Origin of the sequence: Desulfopila inferna, from assembly GCF_016919005.1 — a bacterium.
Lineage (GTDB): Bacteria > Desulfobacterota > Desulfobulbia > Desulfobulbales > Desulfocapsaceae > Desulfopila_A > Desulfopila_A inferna.
This window is the reverse complement of sequence record NZ_JAFFQE010000004.1, coordinates 193798-211962: the sequence shown is the minus strand read 5'-3', so window position 1 is coordinate 211962 and position 18165 is coordinate 193798. Positions and strand designations below refer to the sequence as shown.

Sequence of the window (18165 nt, the reverse complement as noted above, 5' to 3'; positions counted from 1 at the left end):
ATTTACCATACCACAACCAACCGGTGCAAAGAATTACTGCAAAGACGCACTGAATAGCAAGGGGGCTGGGACGAAATACCGGTAACCGAGGAAACCGGGCAAATACCAGTTGAAGAAGGTGATGTATATAAAGGGCCCCTTGGCCCTTGTGTGGCCGTCCATGGGTGTGTGCCTCCCATGGTGTTGGGCCCCGACAAGTCATTGATTTTCAATCGGTCGTGCAGAACATTGTTGAATGAAATCGAAGATAGAATTATGGTAGAGATCACCCATGGAAAAGAGCGATATCAGGTCTAAAGATCAAACCCCGTGTAATTCAGCTCACCTGCCATTCAGTGACTGGGATTAAATGTAATATATAGATCAATCCAGCGGACGAAACCCTGCTCCTCCGCCAACGACAACCCCTTAGTCCATACAAGTTGTTAGGAGTTATCACATTGGTGATTTTCAGATCAGTATTAAGTCCGTAAAATAGCTGCCTCAGCCTTACTCCGGATCAGCTGCTTCATATAGCCGCCGATTTGCCTTTATCGATCGCATGTTGAGAATAATAAAAGAAAGCCTGGGTGTTAAATTATTTGTCCTCCTTACCGCAGTTGTAGTCATGGCGGTTGTTCCTCTTACCTATTCGGCTTTGCACTCCCTGATCGACTACGGCGACCAGGCTCTTGAACTACACAGCGATCATATCACATCGCAGACGCTTTCTTCTTTGCAAAGAATTACCCGGGAAAAGGCAGCACTCCACCAGAAGCATTTCGATCAGATTGCCTCCTCGGCAGCCATGCTGGGAAGCCAGGCGGCGGCCATTTACAATAATCTTCAACTTTATGCCGGCAATCCACTCTACCATGATCATCTTTTGCCTTCTCCGCTTACCGGCAATTTCATCAGCGATCTTGCCGCACCGGTGACAACAATCTACTGGGGAGGATCACAGATCTCACCGGTCATCCGGGAGGAGTTGCGGGCCATAAGCCATATGGCTCCGCTGTTTGAAAGAGCTCTCAAAGATAACCCGGAAGCACTTGCCAGTCATACGATTACCGCTTCAGGTATAGGTAAGTATTGCACAACAAGGGAAAAATATAAAAAGGCTTCCCTGGAGATTCCTTCTCCATCTGTTTTCGATCTGAGGGATGGCGAGCCGATGACAATTTTCAGCCATGCTGAAGACCGCAGCGGAGATGTCCGCTGGACAGACATCTATAAAGACGATGTCATAGAAGGCTTCATGCTCACCGCCAGCGCCCCGGTCTATGATGACAAAGATCGATTTCGCGGTATTACAGGTATCGATGTACCGCTTTCCGCCGTCATCGACGATATTCTTACAACCGACAGTCACCAGGATGATAATTGGCCTCTGTTTTCCTTTCTCCTTGGTGCAAACAGCAAGATCATCGCCTTTCCCCAAAAGTACTACCCGCTCTTCGGCATTGAGCCTGACTCGTCGGAATATCTCTACTCCAGTGATCGACTCAATCTCTTTCTCGATGACTCGATCCATGACAATGTCCGAAGACTTGCCGGGATTGTGGCCGGCAGCCTTGAACATCAACAGAAAATAATGCTCGATGGCGAAAACTATTATGTCGTCACCAGCAAAATGCAGAAACAGGGATGGATTTTCGGCGTTGTCGTCCGTGAAAGCGATATGCTGCAAACCGTGAATTCAGGCCGTCGCGAACTCGGTCAGTCCATACGAACAATGGCCGTTAAAAGCGTGATCTTCTCGCTGGTCACTCTTAGTATAGCCATTGCCATCATCTTTCTACTGCTTGCACACTTAATCAACCCGCTGCGCAAACTCTCTCAGGCAACCGAGCAGGTGGCGGCCGGCAATTTCGAGGTACAATGTCCGGTGACCACCAAGGATGAACCGGGTATTCTGGCAGCATCGTTCAACTCCATGGTGATGCAGCTGCGCGCCGCCCAGAAGCAGCAGCAAAAGTACTCCAGCTATCTGGAAAAAGAGGTGGCAAAACGGAATGAGCAGGTCAACCACCAGAAGCTGGAACTGGAAAAAACCGTCATCAGATTGCAGGACGAGATAGAGCAACGCCAGATCGTCTCAGATAAGCTGCAGGAGCAGGGCGAGGAGTTGCAGAAATCGCTTCAGGAGAAGGAGGTGCTGCTGCGGGAGATACATCATCGTATCAAGAACAACATGCTTATTATCATCTCCATGCTCGCACTGCAGCGCCAGGATATCGAGCAAGAGAAACAGCGTGAGATTTTCAGAGAGATGGAAAATCGTATCCGGTCAATGGCACTGGTTCATGAAAAGCTCTACTCCTCCAACAGCATCAGCCAAATAGACACAGGTTCCTACCTTCATGATATCGCCAAGTCTCTGTTGTCCTCCATGGTAATTGACGGCAGGATAACTCTCGATGTGCAGACCGAACCCATAGCCATCGATATTGATCACGCCGTACCCATCGGCCTGGTGACCAATGAGATCATTACCAACTCCATCAGGCATGCCTTCCCGGAAGGTCGAAAAGGGACTATATCCCTTGCCGTCAAAAGGTGTGCAGACAACCAGCTGCTTCTAACTTTGGCCGATGACGGAATTGGACTGCCGGAGGATTTTGATATTATGCGGTCATCAACCTTTGGCACTGGCATTATCATCGCCGGTCTGGTAAAAATGCAGCTCAAGGGCGAACTGACAATGGAACGTGAAATGGGAACCAAATACAGCATCCGCTTTCTCGATCCCATACTACACAAGCGTTTATGAACAAAAATATCAGGATACTCGTCGTCGAGGACGAAATTCTCGTTGGCATCATGCTGAGCAGAAAACTAGAATCCTGCGGCTATGAGGTTGGCGATGTAATTATTAACGGCGAAGAAGCGGTGCGCGTCACCGATAGGGAACGGCCGGATGTGATTCTCATGGACATCGCTCTCTCCGGCAGCCTCAACGGACTGGAGGCTGCCCGGCAGATCCGGGATAAATATAATATTCCCATTATCCTCTTTACCGGTTACGACACGGAGAAACTTTCCCAGCAGGTTTTGGATATTGAACCGGCTGCCATTATATCCAAACTCGATAATATTGAAGTAGTGCTCAAAGCCATCGAAAAGGCCGTGGCCGCCTGATCTTAAAAAACCCAACTACAGATAACCCCTTACTCTGTGACATTTCATTTGACTTACTCTTTGGTCTTAAGACGACTGAATCCCGCGAAATGAGGCGTCATGGTCACGGGAACCCCCACTTCTTCATACTTCAAAAGCCTCTCCATTACACTATCATTTGGTTGTCCCAGAATATCCACGCGCTTTGGGTTACAGAATTCCATCACGTCAATCATGTATTCCTCAGATGTTTTCCAATGAGCCAGAATGGATTCAGAGTCGCGGTGGATCAGGCATGCACGAGCTTGCATGCTTTCTTCGTCGATATACATCTCGGCCATAAGCAGTGGGTCGTTTTCCTCGGCGAATTCTTGCGAACGCTTGACACTCGCCTTGAAGATCTCCAACTTGCCTTCTTTGATCTCAAATGTGTTGATTTGGATAATATAATCTGACATGCGATTCCTCTATTATTTCAGACCAAAAGAGCATAGTGTTCATTGGTAATTCAGCTCCTTCCACCTTTTCAAGGCTCAGAGTAGTTTTTTATTTAATTTCCTAATTACCCCTAATCCTCAGCTCAAGGTCGGGACTGCTCTTTTCACGGGTCTCTGCAGCCGGGACGGCTGCAGCGAAGCCCCATGGACGGGTTTATGGCGTCCCGATGAAAAAGAGCAGTCCCGGCCTGGGCCTGAAGATGCTGAGTTTCAGGGGTAATCAGTTTTAATTTTACTCTGACCCTTTTGATCCCTGACCCTTTTGACCCTTGGTGATGGGTGAAGCACCTACGGAGTTCTCTACTCCTGGCTCAGGAAGCTCTGGATTTTTTTGTCATCCAATATCTGGTTGACGATGTCGGAGAGTTGCATATTGAGCAACTCTTCGAGGTCATCGACCTTCGGTTTGCGGAGAGATTGGCGGTTGGACTTAAGACCGTAATTTTTGGTGAGAGTCGTGCCCCGGTTTTCCAGGACCAGTTGCACGCTACTGGCGGCATTGGTTATATACAGCGTTTTGGAGCGGGTCACTTCGGCGAGGAGTTCTTTTACCTCAACGGTGATATTTACCGGTGAAGAACTTTCGACCAGCAGACCCTGTTGACGCAATCCGCCTGCCAGGCGTTCGATGATGAGGATATGCGGTGGACTGAGGTTCGTGATGCCAACAGCAGGATCAGAAATCCTGTAAATCACGACTTCCGGGTTGTCTCTCTGGTCAAGCCCTTGTATAGACGCTGTTGCTCCCCCGCCATAAATCTGTTCGGCTTGCGGCGAGACCTGCAAATTAAGATGAGTGTTCAACGGATATTGAGGAGCACAGGCCGTCACGAACAGCATCCCGATTAAAATTAGAGCATTTCTCATTGGTTTACTCCTGAATATTAGAAATGGAGCGACAGCATAAAACGGTGCAAAAAAAAATCATCTCTTTTCAAGGGGCACAAAGGACCTCTCCTGAGACCCGGTATAAATCTGGCGAGGCCTGGTAATGCGCAGGCGCTGGTCATGGAGCTCCCGCCAGTTGGCTATCCAGCCGGGCATCCTGCCGAGGGCGAACATCACTGTATACATATCGAGGGGAATCCCTATCGCACGCAACAACAGACCGCTGTAAAAATCCACATTCGGGTAGAGCTTGCGGCTGATAAAATACTCATCCTTCAGGGTTTTCTCCTCAAGCTCGAGGGCAATATCGAGAAGGGGATCTTTTTTATTTAATTCCGCCAGCAGTTCATCCAGCCTGTTCTTCAGGATGCGTGAACGGGGATCGAAGTTCTTATAGACCCTGTGCCCAAATCCCATCAACCTGTAATCGCTGTCTTTATCTTTTGCTTTTTCCAGATAGTGGTCAATCGGACGGCCCGAGGATTTGATATCTTCCAGCATTCTGATCACGCCGATATTGGCGCCGCCGTGCAACGGCCCCCAGAGCGCACACACTCCCGAGGCGATGGAGCTGAACAGATTTGCACGGGAACTGGCGACTGCCCTGACCGTAGAGGTAGAACAGTTTTGTTCATGATCGGCATGGAGTACCAGAAAAAGCGACAGGGCCTTTTCGATAACGGGATTAGGAACATACTCCCGATAAGGATCGGAAAACATCATATGCAGGAAATTGGCACAGTAGTTGAGATTGGGGTTTGGTTGATTGAAGGGTTTACCGACAGACATCCTATAGGAGTAGGCGGCTATTGTCCGAACCTTGGAAAGCAGCAGGGCGGCGGTTCGATCAAATCCGTGTCCTTCCGAATATACTTCCAATACATCCGGATGGAAGCAGGAGACCAGATTGAGCATGGCAGACAGAATAGCCATGGGAGGCGAAGCCGTGGGAAGCCCGGAGAAGTGATGCTCGAGATTGGTATGCAGGGGAGCGTGTTCCGCCAAGGCATCCTGAAATTTGCTCAGGGTTTCGGCATCGGGAAGTTCGCCGTAAATAAGCAGTGAGCAGATCTCCACGAAACTTGCCTTCTCGGCTATTTCTTCAATGGGATAGCCCCGATAATGCAAAATTCCTTTGGCACCGTCAACATAGGTGATATCCGAATAGCATGACCCGGTATTGCCAAAACCCGGATCCATGGTGATATAGCCCGATTGTGCACGCAATTGTTGAATATCGATACATTTCTCGTTCTCACTTCCAGTCGTGACATCAAGTTCATAACTTGCGCCACCTACAGTCAGGGTTGCTTTTTCGCTCATATTTTTCTCCTTGAAAGATCCAGGTCGCCCGATTTAGTACCTTGTCCGGATGTCCATTATAAAAAACAGAAAAAAGGACAAAACTAACGGAACCGATTTCTTAAGTGAATCCGATAACTCTCTATATTGTTGAATGCCACTTGTTACATATTATGGTTTAAAAATATTTTTGGCAAGTGATCAAGGCATCTCACTTCATTTGTAATCTGCGCAATAAACTGTTAGAACCAAGTCGAATCTCCTTACGTTACTCAATGGAGTCCTTCATGATTATTGTTGATGTTATTGCAGCCGGTCTCTCCTGGCTGGGCCGCCAGGGCACCAAGGCGATTGCAGCGATTGTGGTTGTAGGCATCGCCTTCCCCTGGCTCGGCGGCCACCTCAAGCCCTTTGTAACCGAGGCCATTTTTGTCCTGTTATGCACGGCTTTTATGCGGGTTAATATGAGGGCGGCCGGAGCATGTCTGCGACGGCCTGGTCTGGTGATTGGTGCAACTGCATGGACGTCTCTGGCAATTCCCGCTCTTATTGGGATGATCTGTCTTTCCCTGGGAATCGATACCAGTGCTCCCGGCCTTTTTATTGCCATCATGTTTCAGGCGGTGGCATCCCCGATCATGGCAGCCCCCTCGCTGGCGGTATTGATGGGGCTCGATGCCACCCTGGTGCTCATCACTCTGGTCTGCGGTACCGCTCTGGTCCCGATCACCGCGCCCCTTTTTGCCCTTGTTTTCGTCGGCCCGGCGTTGTCGATTCCTCCTCTGCTGCTCGCCGGCAAACTCAGCATTATTCTTTTAGGGGCAGCCTTTGTCGGCTTCGGCATACGTCGACTGGTGGGGATTAAGGCGATCGAGCGGCAGGGGGAAAAAATCAACGGTTTCAATATCATTATTCTTTTTATATTCGTCGCGGCTATCATGGAAAATGTCGGGACCCGCGTACTTTCCGATACTGCGATGACGATAGCTATCACCGCCCTTTCCTTTGTGATTTTTTTCGCAGTCCTGTTCCTGACAACTCTTGTATTCCTGCCGGCAGGCCGGGAACGCGCTCTGGCCATAGGATTTACCGCATCGCAACGCAACATGGGCTTGATGCTCGCCGCTACTGGAGGAGCCCTGCCGGAAATGACCTGGCTCTACTTTGCCCTGGCTCAGTTTCCCATCTTCCTGGCCCCGTGGATCTTGCAACCGATGGTGAACAGGATACTCAAGCGGTAATCCGCTTATACCGCTGCAGGGTTTCGGATGATGACGATTTCCCCGGGTATAATATATGGATTACGCAGGCTTGCCGTTTATAAAATCATTTGTACTTTTGCGGCACTCCTGCCTGCTTTTCGATTACTCTGATGATATTCAATATTGTTTGATTAACAGGGGTGGCAACACCATGTTTCTCGCCCATGGCGACAACTTTGCCGGCAAATATCTCCACTTCTGTTTTCCTGCCTGCCTCAATATCCTGAAGCATTGAGGTTTTTCCTTGAGGTGCCAGGGTATCCAGGACGGAAAACCATTTATCCAGATCCTCGCTGGTCAGATCAACGGAAATCTTTCCGGCAAGTTCTATAACTTCCTGCATCAACAGCAGCAGTAATGATCGGGCATCGGGCGATTCCTGAAAAACGCCATAGGGAGCCCGCAACACCGCCGAGGCCTGATTAATCCCCACATTGATCATGAACTTCCACCACATGGTACGCACCATATCCGCGGGTATCTCATGCGGAATCCCTGCCCGGCTCAAGGCCTCCCGGAGACGCTCTGTACTGCTGCCGTCTCTCTGCCCGAAGATGATCCTGCCGGGTTGCGCGTAGGAAAAACGATCCCCCTCCCGCAGGGCATCGATACCGACGGCAATGGCAGGCAAGACGTTGCTCATACCACATGCCCTACCGATTATCTCCTCGCTTTCAAGGCCGTTCATCACCGAGAGGATTATCGTATCCGGACCAGTCACAGCTTTGATGGCCGGAAGGGCTTCATCAAGATGATGGTGCTTCAGGGCGACGAGAATCAGATCCGCCGGCTGAGATACCTCCCACGGCTGTCTGGCCTGAATCGTATAGTTCCTGCCATTGACCTGTAATTCTCTATTCTCCAGTCTATGGTATCGTTGACCCTCAGCAAGAAAAAATGGTGAGAACGAACCGGCATCCGAGAACATGGAGGCATAGGCCGACCCCATGGCACCGGCACCGACGACAGCTACCGTGGTAATTTTTTTTTCTACCTGCATAATTATTTTTCCTGATTATGTATGTTGTCTCAATTTCAGGGACTTAGGGTTTCTTGCGGTTCAACAAGGAGGAGGTGTACCTCTTTTCAATGCTATAGCCGCCGGAAACAAGGGTTGTCTCCTTCCTGAGACCAAATAGCTTCGGATAATAGCGGAATTACAACTTGAACTCAATTTGAGCTTAGTGTAATGTGATTGTTTCCCCCGCCTCGGGTGGACAGTGAAATTGATCATGAAGCAATGGCCGACAGCTTAATGGGTTTGGTCGTTTATCAGGAGAATTAAGAGGCTATCAACATAATGGCACGCAAAAGAGATAAAATCAAATTTTGCCTGGATGATTATCTGGAAACTCTTTCCCATGAAGAAAGATCAAAATATCTTCTGGAGAATACTGCGCTTATTTCTATTATCCATACCGGCGCCAGTGATGAGAAAATCATGAGTGAAGCGAAACGCTACGATGAGGAGAACAATACGGATCTCTTCTCCGAGGTTATCTTATTCAGGGTGTACTGCATCGCCTGCCATAAAGTTGAATGCGACTGCTGACTCTCTTCGGCCTCTCCGAACCGTTTTACAAATACTAAACAGATACTGCTTCTCTACATAAAAAAAATCCGGGTTCGCCCTCAATAGGCCGAACCCGGATTTTTTTGTGGTAGTGTGGTTGTATAGACTTCCTGCCCTTTTTAGTTTACCAGCCCAGGGTCAGGTAGTCGTGGATTGAATCGGCGGCTTCCCTGCCCGCTCCCATCGCCAGAATAACCGTGGCCGCACCGGTAACGATGTCTCCGCCGGCCCAGACACCTTTTTTGGTGGTCTTCCCGGTTTTTTCATCGGTAACGATATTGCCCCATTTATTCAACGCCATATCAGGAGTATCACTGGTAAGCAGTGGATTGGCTCCTGAACCTACGGCTACGATACAAAGATCGCACTCAAGCTCAAATTCGGAGCCTTTAACGGCTACCGGACGCCTTCTCCCTGATTCATCGGGTTCGCCAAGTTCCATCTTGAGACATTCCATACCTGTGAGCCGTCCCTTTTCATTGCCGAGATATTTTGTCGGATTGGTGAGGAGAAACATTTCGATGCCTTCCTCCTCGGCATGATGGATTTCAGCTTTACGTGCCGGCATCTCTTCACGCGAGCGCCGGTAAACGATCTTGACGCTGTCCGCACCGAGCCGCATTGCGGTTCTGGCCGAATCCATGGCAACATTTCCGGCACCCAGAACGACAACATTTTTGCCCATTGGAATAGGGGTGTCAACCTCGGGGAACTTATAGGCCTTCATCAGGTTGGCCCGGGTAAGATATTCGTTGGCGGAGAGGATGCCCACCAGATTCTCGCCGGGAATGTTCATAAAGCGGGGCAGCCCCGCGCCAACGCCTACATACACCGCGTCAAATCCCTGCTCAAACAGCTCATCCAGGGTAACGGTCCTGCCGATAACAACATTGCACTCAATTTTCACTCCAAGCTTTCTCAGGAAATCCACTTCCTGGGCGACAATGTCTTCCTTGGGCAGACGAAATTCGGGAATACCATAGACCAGAACACCGCCGGGTTTATGGAACGCCTCGAAAATGGTGACCTCATGGCCTTTTAAAATGAGATCTCCGGCAACCGTGAGCCCGGATGGACCCGAACCCACCACCGCGACCTTCTTGCCGGTGGGAGGCGCTACCGGAGGCATTTCGCCGGTACCGTGCTGTCGCTCGTAATCGGCGGCAAACCGCTCAAGATTGCCGATGGCAACAGGCTCTCCCTTTTTACCGACAATGCATTTTCCTTCACACTGGATCTCCTGAGGACAGACACGACCACAAACGGCGGGCAAGGCATTTTTTGTCCAAAGATTGCGAATGGCTCCGGTCATATCTCCCTGAGCGATCAAATCGATGAATCCCGGGATATCAACGCCCACCGGGCAGCCGGTAACACAGCCGGGTTTTCTACACTGAAGACAGCGCGCTGCTTCCTCCTGAGCCATTTTCAGGGTATATCCCGTGGGGACTTCGAGAAAATTCCTGGCCCTTACCTGTGGGTCCTGCTCGGGCATAGCAACTCTGGGGTTTTTTGTTTTTTTCTCGCCTTTTTCAGCCATATTTTCCTCCGTAGATAATCTCATCCACTACAGTATGTTAATGTATATTCAATATGTTATATGTTTTCAGGGTGCCGGATTTATTTCGAGTCCCGTATCGTACAGAAACTCTCATGACATTTTTTCTCATCTTCACGATATGCCTGCAGCCTGAGTGTCAACTCATCGAAATCTACCTGGTGACCGTCAAATTCAGGGCCGTCGACACAGGCAAATTTGGTTTCACCGCCCACGGTAACCCTGCAGCCACCGCACATTCCGGTGCCGTCCACCATGATCGGATTTAAGCTGACGAGGGTCGGTACCTTATATTCCCTGCTAAGATTGGAGACGGCTTTCATCATGGGAACGGGACCGATGCCGACGACCAGTTTAATATCGTCATCCTCAAGTACTTCCTTGAGAATATCGGTGACAAAGCCATGATGCCCGTAAGAACCGTCATCGGTGCAGACCCGCAAATCATGGGAGGCCTTTCTCATTTCATCTTCCAGTATCAGCAGATCCTTGTTCCTTGCTCCTATTATGCAGGTGACATCGTTGCCGACTTCCTTAAGGCCGCGGGTGATAGGATGCAGCACGGCAACACCTGTTCCGCCGCCGACGCAGACGACTTTGCCAACTTTTTCAAGATGGGTCGCCTTGCCTAGTGGACCAATGACATCCTGATAGCCATCGCCGACCTGCAGTTCTTTGAAGAGGGCAGTAGATTTGCCGACAACCATGTATATTATTGTAATTGTACCTTTTTCCGGATCAGAATCAGCCATGGTCAGCGGAATCCGTTCTCCGCCCTCACCGGATTTTACTATTACAAATTGGCCCGGAAGAGCTTTTTTTGCAATTCGTGGAGCCTCTATTTCATTGAGGATCACGGTTCCCTCAGACATCTCTTCACGCCGCACAATTTTAAACATTTTCCGCCTCCGCTTCTCTAAAATACCAATGGATTATTTTTCGAAAAAAATAACTGGGTTCGCACACTATTCAGAAAAAATAAAAGAGCATATACTCGCCAATATAGCAACCTCTTTTGCCTGCTACTCTGTAGCACCAATTTCAGGAGAGTGTTAAGTTCCTTTTTTTGACCGGGAGCATTTGCTGTTTTTAGATAAAATTTCTTTCGGTTATCTCCTTTTTTCGAGTAAAGTAACTAGTAGACACAATTTGTTCTAAAATATTTATACGACTCCTCAATTTAACTTAAAAAGGCAACGGAATTGAAGAGCTACAGAAAAGCACTTACCATCGCCGGTTCAGACAGCGGAGGCGGAGCAGGAATCCAGGCGGATCTTAAAACATTTTCGGCCTGCGGTTGTTACGGCATGAGCGCAATAACGGCGATCACGGCACAAAACACCTGCGGTGTCACCGCTATTCATCCTGTTCCGCCTGCGGTAATTGCCGCCCAGATACGCGCCGTTCTTGACGATATCGGCACAGATGCGATCAAGATAGGCATGCTCCATTCTGCGGATGTCATCATGACGGTTGCCCAGGTTCTGCGAGAGTATGGCTGCAACAACATCGTCCTCGATCCGGTCATGGTAGCCACAAGCGGCGACCGTTTAATCGAAGAAAGCGCCGTCGCAACACTGCTGGAAACGCTCTTGCCGCTGGCAACTCTTATTACTCCTAATATACCGGAAGCCGAAATTCTAACCAAGAAAAAGATTTCCACTCGTGACGATATGATCAGCGCCGCTCAACTGCTGAGCAGCGAGTATTCTCTTGCCGTACTGCTCAAAGGCGGACACCTCAAGGGAACAACCCTTGTGGATGTCTACTGGCCCAGGGATGCCGATAGCCCAATTTTCTTCGAGAATGAGCGCATCGCCACCAGAAACAGCCACGGTACAGGCTGCACGCTGTCCTCTGCAATCGCCGCATTCATCGCCCATCAGGAATCGCTCCATGATGCGGTCCGGCATGCAGAAAAGTACCTTTACCAGGCGATTAGTGCCGGCTCCGAGTATTCACTCGGTAAAGGTCATGGTCCTGTCCACCATTTTTTCAATTTTCATAAGCAATTGCCAAAGGAGAAAATATCATGAACATCCTCGCCGTTCTGGGAAGCCCTCGAAAAAACGGCAACAGCCAGACCCTGGTGCAAACAGTGATCAGCGGCATCGAGGAGAAAATCCAATGCCGGACCGAATATATTTATCTGCAAGGCATGAAATCCCTCTCCCCCTGCATCGGCTGTGGAGGATGCGAAAAAACCGGGATGTGCGTTATCAAGGATGACATGATCGAATTATACGGAAAGGCGGACACCGCCGATATCATTTTCCTGGTTACTCCCGTGTATTTTTATGGACCGACTTCCCAGCTTAAAGCCTTCATAGACCGCTTTCAAGCACGCTGGAGCAGAAAGTATCTGCTCAACGAGAGAGTCAGAATCGAGGATAAGCGCAGAGGCTATCTCCTGGCCACCGCGGCAACCAAGGGTCCAAAAGTTTTCGAGGGCTGCGTCCTGGTGGCCAAATCGTATTTCGACACCATCGATGTGCCCTACAGTGGCGAACTGCTGATCCGCGGCGTTGATGAAAAAAAGGCGTTTAAAAACAATACGGAGGAAACAGAGAATGCACTTCGCTTCGGCCGAGAAATTGCCGACTCTTTCGGCTAATCCGCCGTTTGTGCTCCTGCCTTTTTTTCAAGGATCTGCAGTTCGAAGGGCTTGCTCTCCTCCCCGAAATACATGGTCCGGTGCGGAAATGGTATCTCGATGCCCTTCTCATCAAAGGCATATTTAAGGCGACGCAGGTATTCCCGACCAGCATCCCACTGGCGAATCGGTTTGGTCTTGATCCGTCCCTTGATAATCACAGCGGAATCATCGAATTTGTCCACTCCGAAAATTTCCGGCTCCTCCAGCAGCAGTTTTCCGAAAACCTCGTCCTCGAACATGCCGTGCCCTACCTCCTTCATGATGGCAATGACTTTGTCGGTATCTTCCTTATAGGCCACCCCGATATCGAGAATGAAAGCCGACCATTCATTGGTCATATTGCTCAGGGTGGTGATGGTGCCGTTGGGGAAAATATGGACGATACCGGCTAGATCGCGGAGGACGACGGTACGAAAGTTAATCTTTTCAACCAGGCCTCCTGTGCCGTTGATGATAGCCACATCTCCGACGCGGACCTGATTTTCCAGGATAAGAAAAAAGCCGGAGATGATATCCCGCACCAGGTTCTGGGCGCCGAAACCCACGGCAAGACCGACGATTCCGGCGCTGGCGATAATCGGGGCGATATCAACGCCCACCTGCTTGAGAATGACCAGGCAGACGGTAAGCCAGAGTGCCAGCAGGGAACCCTGCCTCAATAGGCGGATGATTGTATCGATCCGCTTATCCGATTCCGATGCCGGTTCATTGTCATCCTGGCTTTTTGCGAGCAAGCGACGCTCCAATCGCCTCAAAGAACTGAGGATTACTTTCATTATAATCCAGGAAATGATCAGGATGAGGGTAATGCGCAGTCCGGACTTGATGATGACATCCCAGGAAATACTCGACAAAAATTCTCTAACTATCTCCATTTTGCACTCTCTCGTTCATTTTTATTTCCTCTTTGAAAGAATCTCCTCTAGTTCATCCCTCTCGAGCACGACAGGATTGTTTTTGCTGCCGGTCTTTTCGGCGATGGCGCTAAGATCCTTGCTGCTTATCCCATAATCGCCTAAAAGTTCCATACCTAAGGTTGCGGTGATAATCTGCAGGTCGGCAATAAAACTGTCCTGATAATATTCATCACTTCCCCTCTCGCGATCACTGAAAATCTTTCCCAGTTTCGCATATTTCCGCAGCGCACCAGAGAAATCGCCGCTCTTCCGTAATTTATGAAGGGTCACTTCGTTGCCTGCCGCCATAAGAGTGCCGCACACTACTCCATGGGGAATTGGATAGAGTCCGCCTATGACCGAAGCAAAACCATGGATAACTCCCAACCCCGCATTGGCCAGGGTAATTCCAGAAATTAAGGAGCCATAAGACATATTGCTCCGGTCCTCTATATTTCCACCATTCAGATGAACCGAGGTCAGGGACTTCTTCACTTTCCTCAGAGCTCCGAGGGCAAGATCATCCGTAAAGGGTGATGCTTTTGTGGAAAGATAGGATTCCACGAGTTGACTGAAGGCATCCATGGCACAATTCGCGGTGAGCCGTGGCGGGCAGGCAAGCGTCAGCGCCGGATCGACGAGGGCGACATCGGGAATATATCCGTCATGACGAAGGGATTTTTTGAAGCCGTCTTTTCCGACTCTGGAAATGACAGCGTTGCTGGTCACCTCGCTGCCTGTACCGGAGGTCGTCGGCACTGCAATAAAGGGGATTTTACGACCTTCCGGTTCTCTGGTTCCCACGCCTTCCAGGTAATCGAGAACACTGCCGCTGGTAGCCAACATGGCTGAGACCGCCTTGCCGCTATCCAGTACAGAGCCGCCGCCGATGGCGGCAACGGCGTTTATATTAAACTTTCGGTATTTGCCGGTTATAGCATCGATACTCTGCGGAGAAGGTTCCCCAGATATATGTTCAACATGGAAGGAGATGCCGCGCGCCGCTATCGACTGGCGCAGCTCTGCCCAGAATGGAGACTTGCCGAACGATTCTTTGCCGATTATAAACAGTACCGTGTTTCCAAAAGAGACTACCAGCTCAGTAAGATCGACAATTTTGCCGGGACCGAAATATATCCGCGGCAACGGTTTTAGAGAAAAGTTCATGGTTGATTTGGGATCCTTGTTGGTATTTTGCTAAAAAGCAATCTATAAAAGTGCTTATCCCGCTCAGCCGGGATTAGTCAAATGATAAACAATATTGATTGTCTGTAAACATTAACCTCACTTTATTGCCAGGAAAAACTCCTGGACCTTGACGAAATGGCGGTCTCCGACCTTATATGTATTTATTCTTCACAGCGGTCCGTCATCGTGTCGGGCTGTGTATGGAATTGAGAATTTTTACTTGACGTCCATTTTATTATCTGCTATCAGAAAGACATACACAAATTACTTCCTGGCCCTCTTGGCCCTCTAATATTATGAATAACACAGCACAGACCACCATACTTTCCAACATTGCACTCTCCAGCCTGGCGCTAGCTGGTGTAGTCGTGGTCGTCGTCGTGCGAATTCTATGGAGCGGAGCGCCGAAGTAGGGATTTCAGTCTGAAATTAGAAACTTACCCCCTGCCGGCGCTCGCCGGCAGGGGGTTTTTTTTTGCATAAAAAAACTCAACAGTAAAACGAGGAGAACCTCCAATGGAAAAGATGAACGGAGCAGAACTGATCATACGGCTGCTTGAAAACCAGGGAATCACTACTATTGCAGGCATTCCTGGCGGTGCGAACCTGCCGCTCTACGACGCCCTGCAGCGATCCACAAAAATCAGACATGTACTGAGCAGGCATGAACAGGGTGCCGGATTCATCGCCCAGGGAATGGCACGATCCACAGGAAAACCGGGGGTTTGCTTTGCCACATCCGGGCCGGGGGCAACCAACATCCTTACCGCTATAGCCGATGCCTTCCTTGATTCCGTCCCCTTGATCTGCATAACAGGCCAGGTTCCCAAAACGCTGATAGGAACCGATGCCTTCCAGGAGGTTGACACCTACGGCCTCTCGATTCCCATCACCAAGCATAATTATCTCATCCGTTCAGCCGCCGAGATTTCCGACACCATCCAGCGGGCCTTTGAAATTGCAACCACCGGCCGACCGGGACCGGTCGTGATCGATGTCCCCAAAGATGTTCAGCAGGAGATGATTGAAATTGCCGGCTTTCCCGAACCAATACAACAGCCTTCTGCCCTGCCCTGCGCCGCGGACAAGATCGCCCAAGCCGCCGATATGATCAACAACGCCGCCAGGCCTATCCTCTATCTCGGGGGAGGCGTGATAAACAGCGGTGCCGGCGAGCTAGCCCTGCAGCTTCTGGAAAAGAGCGGACTGCCGACCACCATGACACTAATGGGCCTCGGCGCCATCTCAACACGCCATCCGCTGGCCCTGGGTATGCTGGGCATGCATGCAGCCCGCTCCACCAACATGGCTCTGGAGGAATGTGACCTGCTCATTGCCGCCGGTGTCCGCTTTGATGACAGAGCAACGGGAAAGATTTCCGAGTTCTGCCCCGATGCCGATGTCATCCATATGGATATCGATCCCAGCGAGGTGCACAAACTCAGGCGCGCCAATGTAGCGCTGATCGGTGATCTTACCGACTGTATCGGCGAACTGCTCCCTTTTATAGTTGAGCAGAAACGTCCGGAATGGCAGGCGCGCATCACTGAGTTGAAGACCAAGCATCCCCTCACTATTCCGGAATCACTGGTCCCGCAGAAACCCTATGGCCTGATCCGCAAAGTAGCTGAAATAGTGGGAGACGATGCCATTATTACCACCGATGTCGGTAAGCATCAGATGTGGACCGCCCAGGTTTATCCCTTCTGCAAACCGCGCCAGTTCCTCACCTCCGGCGGACTGGGCACCATGGGATTCGGACTACCCGCGGCCATTGGCGCGGCACTTGCCAATCCCGACAGGCTGGTGGTTTGCTTCAGCGGCGACGGCAGTCTGCAGATGAACATCCAGGAACTCGCCACCGCCGTCGAACAGCGCTTGAACGTCAAGATCATTGTTTTGAATAATAACTCTCTGGGACTGGTACGCCAGCAGCAGAATCTTTTTTACAATAATAACAATTTCGCCTCTGATTTTGCCATTGACATCGATTTCGCCACCATCGCCAAGGGCTTCGGCATGCAGTCCGTCGATTTCAAATATTCTCCCCTGGCCGGTGAACTTCTCAAGGATGCACTCTCCGCACCGGGTCCATGTCTGATCAATGTACCCATCGACAAAGACGAAGAGGTTTATCCCATGGTGCCTCCGGGTGCAGCCAACACGGCCATGATTGGCGGATATACTACAACCACTAAAAACTAGACGACGGAAAATCATGAAAAATAACACAGAAGGCATTCTCATAGAACTTACAGTAAACAATCATCCCGGTGTAATGTCGCATATTTGCGGACTCTTCTCGCGACGTGCATACAATCTTGAAAAAATTCTCTGCTTTCCCATGGAGAATATGACGGAATCGAAAATGTGGCTTCTGGTCAAAGAAGAGAGCAAGCTGGACCAGGTTATCAAGCAGGTGGAAAAACTCGAAGACGTCCGTCGCCTCGAATACAGGCGCAACAGCAAGGCATTTTTCGTGCAGCTAGAGAAACTTATCGAAAATTATTGATTCTGATTACCCCTGAAAACTCAGCGTCTCCTGACCCAGGCCGGGACTGCTCTTTTCATCGGGACGCCATAAACCCATCCATGAGGGCTTCGCTGCTGCCGTCCGGGCAGCAGAGACCCGAGAAAAGAGCAGTCCCTACCTTGAGTTGAGGATAGCCCGATCTCCTGTGTTACAGGGAGCTTCGCGGCGACTTATCATGCTATCATTCTCAAAAAAAAAGATTTTTTGACAATGGTCAAGGATCTTCCATGATTATAAGTGTCTAATGAGCACGATAATCATAGACACCAGGTACTGATGAGCCATCGCTCCAAAGTGACATCGGCAGTACCGGGAAAACAGGATGAATGAAGACAATGTTCATATTCCTAAATCTGCAAATGGGAGATCTGTTATGAAAAAAATTGACCTGAACACGACCAGAGAGTTCACGGAAGGCGCAATGAAACGCTTTTTTCTGGTGGAAGATTCTCCGAATTTTAAAATCATTAATTTCAATCTGGCCGCGGGGGCCACTTTCCCCGTGCACTCTCACGATCTCGATGGTGAATTGTCCATCCTGGTAATCGAGGGCGAGGGGAATTTCCTTGGCGAAGGCGATGAGGAGATTCCTGCAAAAACCGGAGAAATGCTGATCTCGCAGATACGCGAGCCGCATGGCGTTCGCGCCACCACTGATATGCGCATCATTGTCACCATTGCACCTCCTATCTGATATTGCGGTGATGACCGGG

General features: G+C 49.9%; 17 protein-coding genes. 9 read left to right on the top strand and 8 right to left on the bottom strand.

The window, feature by feature from the left end:
- The first annotated feature begins 541 nt into the window (after positions 1-541).
- Complete coding sequence (locus JWG88_RS11910; protein ID WP_205233995.1) at positions 542-2752, top strand: histidine kinase dimerization/phosphoacceptor domain -containing protein; 2211 nt, start codon at positions 542-544, stop codon at positions 2750-2752.
- The gene (locus JWG88_RS11905) at positions 2749-3120 is read left to right on the top strand and encodes a response regulator (protein WP_205233994.1); all 372 of its coding nucleotides are present in this window, start codon (positions 2749-2751) and stop codon (positions 3118-3120) included. Before JWG88_RS11910 ends, JWG88_RS11905 begins: the two co-directional genes overlap by 4 nt.
- Positions 3121-3173: 53 nt before the next feature.
- Here the strand turns inward: JWG88_RS11905 and JWG88_RS11900 are convergent, their stop codons facing one another.
- The 3 genes from JWG88_RS11900 to JWG88_RS11890 all read right to left on the bottom strand — a co-directional run bounded on the left by JWG88_RS11900 (position 3174) and on the right by JWG88_RS11890 (position 5807).
- On the bottom strand, positions 3174-3557 hold the full coding sequence (locus JWG88_RS11900; RefSeq protein ID WP_205233993.1) for a hypothetical protein: 384 nt from the start codon (positions 3555-3557) through the stop codon (positions 3174-3176).
- A 339-nt stretch (positions 3558-3896) separates the two neighbouring features.
- Positions 3897-4463: a YajG family lipoprotein gene (locus JWG88_RS11895; protein WP_205233992.1), complete on the bottom strand. Its 567-nt coding sequence runs from the start codon at positions 4461-4463 to the stop codon at positions 3897-3899.
- Positions 4464-4520: 57 nt separating this feature from the next.
- Positions 4521-5807, bottom strand: coding sequence for a citrate synthase (locus JWG88_RS11890; protein WP_205233991.1), 1287 nt, complete (start codon positions 5805-5807; stop codon positions 4521-4523).
- Between the two features lie 266 nt (positions 5808-6073).
- On the opposite strand from JWG88_RS11890, the gene JWG88_RS11885 reads away from it, so the two are divergent.
- The gene (locus tag JWG88_RS11885; protein ID WP_205233990.1) at positions 6074-7027 is read left to right on the top strand and encodes a hypothetical protein; all 954 of its coding nucleotides are present in this window, start codon (positions 6074-6076) and stop codon (positions 7025-7027) included.
- 85 nt (positions 7028-7112) lie between these two features.
- Here the strand turns inward: JWG88_RS11885 and JWG88_RS11880 are convergent, their stop codons facing one another.
- Positions 7113-8048, bottom strand: coding sequence for a ketopantoate reductase family protein (locus JWG88_RS11880; RefSeq protein ID WP_205233989.1), 936 nt, complete (start codon positions 8046-8048; stop codon positions 7113-7115).
- 300 nt (positions 8049-8348) lie between these two features.
- Here JWG88_RS11880 and JWG88_RS11875 point away from each other — a divergent pair, with 300 nt between their 5' ends.
- Positions 8349-8600: a hypothetical protein gene (locus JWG88_RS11875; RefSeq protein ID WP_205233988.1), complete on the top strand. Its 252-nt coding sequence runs from the start codon at positions 8349-8351 to the stop codon at positions 8598-8600.
- A 145-nt stretch (positions 8601-8745) separates the two neighbouring features.
- On the opposite strand, the gene gltA is transcribed toward JWG88_RS11875, so the two are convergent.
- A complete protein-coding gene (gltA, locus tag JWG88_RS11870) occupies positions 8746-10161 on the bottom strand; it encodes an NADPH-dependent glutamate synthase (protein WP_205233987.1) in 1416 nt (471 codons plus the stop codon).
- Between the two features lie 80 nt (positions 10162-10241).
- Positions 10242-11078, bottom strand: a complete 837-nt coding sequence (locus JWG88_RS11865; protein ID WP_205233986.1) for a sulfide/dihydroorotate dehydrogenase-like FAD/NAD-binding protein — start codon at positions 11076-11078, stop codon at positions 10242-10244.
- A 303-nt stretch (positions 11079-11381) separates the two neighbouring features.
- Between JWG88_RS11865 and thiD the strand changes: the two genes are divergently transcribed.
- On the top strand, positions 11382-12215 hold the full coding sequence (gene thiD, locus JWG88_RS11860) for a bifunctional hydroxymethylpyrimidine kinase/phosphomethylpyrimidine kinase (RefSeq protein WP_205233985.1): 834 nt from the start codon (positions 11382-11384) through the stop codon (positions 12213-12215).
- Positions 12212-12793: a flavodoxin family protein gene (locus tag JWG88_RS11855; protein ID WP_205233984.1), complete on the top strand. Its 582-nt coding sequence runs from the start codon at positions 12212-12214 to the stop codon at positions 12791-12793. The genes thiD and JWG88_RS11855 overlap by 4 nt, the downstream gene beginning before the upstream one ends.
- Here the strand turns inward: JWG88_RS11855 and JWG88_RS11850 are convergent.
- Together JWG88_RS11850 and JWG88_RS11845 are read right to left on the bottom strand one after the other, a co-directional pair.
- Positions 12790-13710 carry a mechanosensitive ion channel family protein gene (locus JWG88_RS11850; RefSeq protein ID WP_205233983.1) on the bottom strand — a complete coding sequence of 307 codons (921 nt, stop codon included), beginning with the start codon at positions 13708-13710 and terminating at the stop codon, positions 12790-12792. The two genes, JWG88_RS11855 and JWG88_RS11850, sit on opposite strands and share 4 nt — an antisense overlap.
- Positions 13711-13731: 21 nt before the next feature.
- The gene (locus JWG88_RS11845; RefSeq protein WP_205233982.1) at positions 13732-14898 is read right to left on the bottom strand and encodes an iron-containing alcohol dehydrogenase; all 1167 of its coding nucleotides are present in this window, start codon (positions 14896-14898) and stop codon (positions 13732-13734) included.
- Positions 14899-15435: 537 nt separating this feature from the next.
- On the opposite strand from JWG88_RS11845, the gene ilvB reads away from it, so the two are divergent.
- From ilvB to JWG88_RS11830, 3 genes are all read left to right on the top strand, one after another.
- Positions 15436-17124: an acetolactate synthase large subunit gene (gene ilvB, locus JWG88_RS11840; RefSeq protein ID WP_205233981.1), complete on the top strand. Its 1689-nt coding sequence runs from the start codon at positions 15436-15438 to the stop codon at positions 17122-17124.
- A gap of 13 nt (positions 17125-17137) precedes the next feature.
- Complete coding sequence (locus JWG88_RS11835; protein ID WP_205233980.1) at positions 17138-17431, top strand: ACT domain-containing protein; 294 nt, start codon at positions 17138-17140, stop codon at positions 17429-17431.
- Between the two features lie 394 nt (positions 17432-17825).
- Positions 17826-18146: a cupin domain-containing protein gene (locus JWG88_RS11830; protein WP_205233979.1), complete on the top strand. Its 321-nt coding sequence runs from the start codon at positions 17826-17828 to the stop codon at positions 18144-18146.
- The last annotated feature ends 19 nt before the right edge of the window (positions 18147-18165 follow it).

Coding starts and splice junctions, on each gene's coding strand:
- JWG88_RS11910 (WP_205233995.1), top strand. CDS start 542: ATGTTGAGAATAATAAAAGAAAGCCTGGGTGTTAAATTATTTGTCCTC.
- JWG88_RS11905 (WP_205233994.1), top strand. CDS start 2,749: ATGAACAAAAATATCAGGATACTCGTCGTCGAGGACGAAATTCTCGTT.
- JWG88_RS11900 (WP_205233993.1), bottom strand. CDS start 3,557: ATGTCAGATTATATTATCCAAATCAACACATTTGAGATCAAAGAAGGC.
- JWG88_RS11895 (WP_205233992.1), bottom strand. CDS start 4,463: ATGAGAAATGCTCTAATTTTAATCGGGATGCTGTTCGTGACGGCCTGT.
- JWG88_RS11890 (WP_205233991.1), bottom strand. CDS start 5,807: ATGAGCGAAAAAGCAACCCTGACTGTAGGTGGCGCAAGTTATGAACTT.
- JWG88_RS11885 (WP_205233990.1), top strand. CDS start 6,074: ATGATTATTGTTGATGTTATTGCAGCCGGTCTCTCCTGGCTGGGCCGC.
- JWG88_RS11880 (WP_205233989.1), bottom strand. CDS start 8,048: ATGCAGGTAGAAAAAAAAATTACCACGGTAGCTGTCGTCGGTGCCGGT.
- JWG88_RS11875 (WP_205233988.1), top strand. CDS start 8,349: ATGGCACGCAAAAGAGATAAAATCAAATTTTGCCTGGATGATTATCTG.
- gltA (WP_205233987.1), bottom strand. CDS start 10,161: ATGGCTGAAAAAGGCGAGAAAAAAACAAAAAACCCCAGAGTTGCTATG.
- JWG88_RS11865 (WP_205233986.1), bottom strand. CDS start 11,078: ATGTTTAAAATTGTGCGGCGTGAAGAGATGTCTGAGGGAACCGTGATC.
- JWG88_RS11855 (WP_205233984.1), top strand. CDS start 12,212: ATGAACATCCTCGCCGTTCTGGGAAGCCCTCGAAAAAACGGCAACAGC.
- JWG88_RS11850 (WP_205233983.1), bottom strand. CDS start 13,710: ATGGAGATAGTTAGAGAATTTTTGTCGAGTATTTCCTGGGATGTCATC.
- JWG88_RS11845 (WP_205233982.1), bottom strand. CDS start 14,898: ATGAACTTTTCTCTAAAACCGTTGCCGCGGATATATTTCGGTCCCGGC.
- ilvB (WP_205233981.1), top strand. CDS start 15,436: ATGGAAAAGATGAACGGAGCAGAACTGATCATACGGCTGCTTGAAAAC.
- JWG88_RS11835 (WP_205233980.1), top strand. CDS start 17,138: ATGAAAAATAACACAGAAGGCATTCTCATAGAACTTACAGTAAACAAT.
- JWG88_RS11830 (WP_205233979.1), top strand. CDS start 17,826: ATGAAAAAAATTGACCTGAACACGACCAGAGAGTTCACGGAAGGCGCA.